Below are 624 nucleotides of genomic sequence, written 5' to 3'. Positions count from 1 at the left end.
CAATTGGTTTACCCGTCTCTTCGACGATCCGGACAGCACCCTCACGGAACTCCCGGTCGTACTTCTTCCGTTTCTCTGGCATCTCGATCCCTATTGTTGATGCCTCCACGGTCTCGGGGGAAGTTCAGGATCACCACCATGGTCGACAAGGACTACGCATCAGCCTGGCAGTTCATCGACGCCGCAGGCAAGCCGCGCCAGTTGCGGTTCCGGATGAACTTCGCCCCGGCTGGCGACCCCCGAACCTTCGACGGCACTGGCCAACTCGTCGCCGCCATCGCAGACGACAGCCGGCCCGACAACTTCCACGAAATCCCGATCAGCCGAGCTGACGTCGACGAGGACGCCGTCGATGCCGCCCTCGACGGCTGGGAAGACTGGGCGCTGCTCTACCACGAGAATGACTACAGCGACTGCTGGATCAGCCTCGATGCCATCCAAGCCCGCATCAATTCCGCCGGCCTCGGGCTCGACGCCGATCCGCCGCCGAGCGACACCTGATATGTAGAGAAGTTTGTCAAGAGGGCAGGGTGAGGCGCCGCCGGGGAGCTACCCCGACGGCGCCTCGTTGCTTCCTCACCGAGCCTGTGTGGTGAGCGTGTCATTGGCGACGCGCGGTCAGAC

The 624-nt window shown here is 63.3% G+C and carries 1 protein-coding gene; it reads left to right on the top strand.

The annotated features are described in order from the left end of the window. Positions 1-138: 138 nt before the first annotated feature. Entirely contained in the window at positions 139-501 is a 363-nt protein-coding gene (locus HPC46_RS34635) for a hypothetical protein (protein WP_005144165.1), read from the top strand. Positions 502-624: the final 123 nt, after the last annotated feature.

This window comes from Mycolicibacterium vinylchloridicum (assembly GCF_013404075.1).
GTDB lineage: Bacteria > Actinomycetota > Actinomycetes > Mycobacteriales > Mycobacteriaceae > Mycobacterium > Mycobacterium vinylchloridicum.
This window is presented reverse-complemented; position numbering and strand designations above follow the sequence as displayed.

Excerpts from the sequence above, each read along its gene's own strand:
- HPC46_RS34635 (WP_005144165.1), top strand. The coding sequence starts at position 139 with ATGGTCGACAAGGACTACGCATCAGCCTGGCAGTTCATCGACGCCGCA.